A 2,693-nucleotide genomic window follows, 5' to 3' on the forward strand; every position below is an offset into this window, starting at 1 on the left:
CTTATTTAGCGTTGAAGTTCCCATTGCCAAAGAGCCAAAAATAATACAAGCAAAAGCCACTCGGGCCAGTGCAACTTTACAAGGGGTAGGCGTACTTTGCATTGACAACGAGATGGATGTAATATCGGGCATGAGTGACTTATTAACCGCGTGGAAATGTCGAGTTTTTACTGCCCGCACTGCTAAGCAGGCTCTTGAAATTTATCAGGCTCACGAAGAAGATATCGATATATTATTAGTAGATTATCAATTGGTTGACGAAAAGCAAAGTGATTATCTTCAATACAAAAACTCACACAAAAGAAGCAATTTTTCAAATAATCACAATAAGAATAATCGCTGTGCTAATGAAAATAGACTTAATGGCATTGAGTTAATTGCTTGTCTACGGGCGAAAAGTCATTACCCACTACCTGCAATATTAATTACTGCGACAACAGATGAGTCCGTATTAGTACAAGCACAACAAGCTGATATAGGCTATTTAAGGAAGATCATAAAACCACTCGCTTTACGTGCTTTAATGAGCTCATTATTGACGAGAAAACTAGAGCAAAATTACATTCCTAACTCATTCAATTAGCACAATCGTTACTGTGTAAAAGATGCATTTGCCATTTGACGATCATTTAATAGAATAACTGCTTGTGTGCGATTTTTTACGCCTAGCTTTAAAAATATAGTACTTGCATGGCTTTTTATTGTGGATTCTGAAAGATTAAGCTCATAAGCTATTTGCTTATTAAGCAAACCTTCAGCAAACATCAATAATATTTTCCGTTGCTGTGGTGTTAATGATATCAACTTATCTTCTTGTTCTACGATATCATCATCAGGATTATAACTTCCGATTGGCGTCCATAACTTCCCGTTAATAACATCATTAATTGCTTTGATCATTGCCGGTACAGGTGTCGACTTAGGTATAAATCCCGCAGCACCTAAGTTCATGGCCTTACGAATCGTCTCAGGCTCTTCAAAACCAGAAATAACAATCACACCAATTTCTGGATATGTGTGTCGGATATTAATCAAAGTGTTAAAACCTTGCGCCCCCGGGATATCCAGATCAAGTAGTATCAGATCGATATCAGAGGTTTCTTGCAATTTTTGCTCTAATTCAGGAATCGTCTGTGCTTCAGGTAAACAAGAACAAACAAAGCTAGACTTCAACATGAACGACAATGCTTGTCTAAAAAGTGGGTGGTCATCTGCGATAATGATCTTAGTATTTAATGTCATTTTATAACTTAATATTTAGATTGATGAGCTTTTAGTGTTAGCTAAGTAAATGTGCGCCAAGCTAGTGTTAACTCGATAAGGTAACAATATTATAAATAACTTCAATGGCAATTATGGCAAACAAGACTAAAGGACTAAGCCATCAAACGTAAAAAAGCACGTTTAAACGACAAAGCACAGGCGTGTTTTAACGGATTCGACAGCCTCAGTTAAGACATAATAAGCTAACGAGTAAGCAGAAATGAAAAACGGAAAAGGTATACCTAAGAGTTTACATTTAATGTATTTTTTTAGTTAGAGATCAAAGAATGACGGCTGCTAAAGTAAGTTTAAATTGAGGTGTTAGCGTTCAAATGCTTGGTTACAGGCTCAAACAATCAAATTAAAATGTTAAAGAATATTGCCAATATTTAGTGATCATACTTATGGTGAACAACCTATTCAAGTCGTACGTAATAGCTTAGGTTCTGGTAAGTTCAGGGATAATAGCTAACTTACCTGTGAAGCGCTAACAATGTCATTTGGCCACATGAATAAAAAGGTTGTTGTGAGGGTTATGCTGTTGCAAAAATATTTTTGGGTAGCTATATGCAAGATCGTGTATCTGGAGAAACAATGAAGCTCTTTAAGATGCACTAGTTGTGGTGATGAATTGCATCACAATGTGTACAAGGATAACTGATGCCATTATTACTTAATGTATCAAAGGCATGGTGATTTTGAATTGAAATTCATGTGTTTAAAAAACAGCCTAACAGAGGTGTTTGAATTTACATAACTAGGCCAGATAACAGCTCGACTTGTTGATGCTCATCGTCAGTTAGTGCACCGTAATCTCTTGGGTATGACCAACCATAACCCCAGCGAAATTGAGTAGGTAAATAAGGCGTGCCACCCACTCTTACTCCGGCTAACATCAATAAAGCAATTTGTGGCTGACCCACGTTTGTGACACAAGCACGTAACGCTTTATCTGATGTGAGGCGTTCATCAAATGTGCCGCCTTTCCAATAGTCGTAATCATGTTTTTGACAGCATGCCAACCATAATTCACTTTGCTCGAAAGTCCCATTAGGAAACGCACTGCAACCATCACTGGTGAAAGGTGTTAGCGCGTCAGCCTGTGCAGGATTGACTAGCATCGACACACTGGCGAAAACCAGAGCAGTGCAATTTAGGCAATATTTGTTCACTATTAACATCCAGCTTTGATTATTCACACATTATGATGCCACAGCAGCGATGACAGTAATAGAATAAAAAGTTGCTTGTTGATTAAATCATCTTTTACATCAATGGGTAACGCTTTATAACTGCCAAACTAATGAACCAGATTAATGTGCCAAATTAGCAAACCATTTTTGGTACGGTTGATACACGTCGTAAAGCCAATTAAAGACTGCGGTTTACACTAAAATAAAGCCTAAAACCCCATCTTCTAATACTAATTT

3 protein-coding genes are annotated in these 2,693 nt (G+C 37.3%); 1 reads left to right on the top strand and 2 read right to left on the bottom strand.

The window, feature by feature from the left end:
* On the top strand, nt 1–583 hold a 583-nt coding region (locus tag CXF78_RS19610), incomplete at its 5' end, for a response regulator (RefSeq protein WP_145991578.1).
* An 8-nt stretch (nt 584–591) separates the two neighbouring features.
* Here CXF78_RS19610 and CXF78_RS19615 read toward each other — a convergent pair.
* Both CXF78_RS19615 and CXF78_RS19620 read right to left on the bottom strand, forming a co-directional pair.
* A complete protein-coding gene (locus tag CXF78_RS19615; RefSeq protein WP_102037701.1) occupies nt 592–1,242 on the bottom strand; it encodes a response regulator transcription factor in 651 nt (216 codons plus the stop codon).
* A gap of 770 nt (nt 1,243–2,012) precedes the next feature.
* The gene (locus CXF78_RS19620; RefSeq protein ID WP_257984958.1) at nt 2,013–2,444 is read right to left on the bottom strand and encodes a hypothetical protein; all 432 of its coding nucleotides are present in this window, start codon (nt 2,442–2,444) and stop codon (nt 2,013–2,015) included.
* Nucleotides 2,445–2,693 lie beyond the last annotated feature (249 nt).

The sequence above is a fragment of the Shewanella sp. 11B5 genome, from assembly GCF_002836795.1.
In the GTDB taxonomy this organism is placed as follows: Bacteria; Pseudomonadota; Gammaproteobacteria; order Enterobacterales; family Shewanellaceae; genus Shewanella; species Shewanella frigidimarina.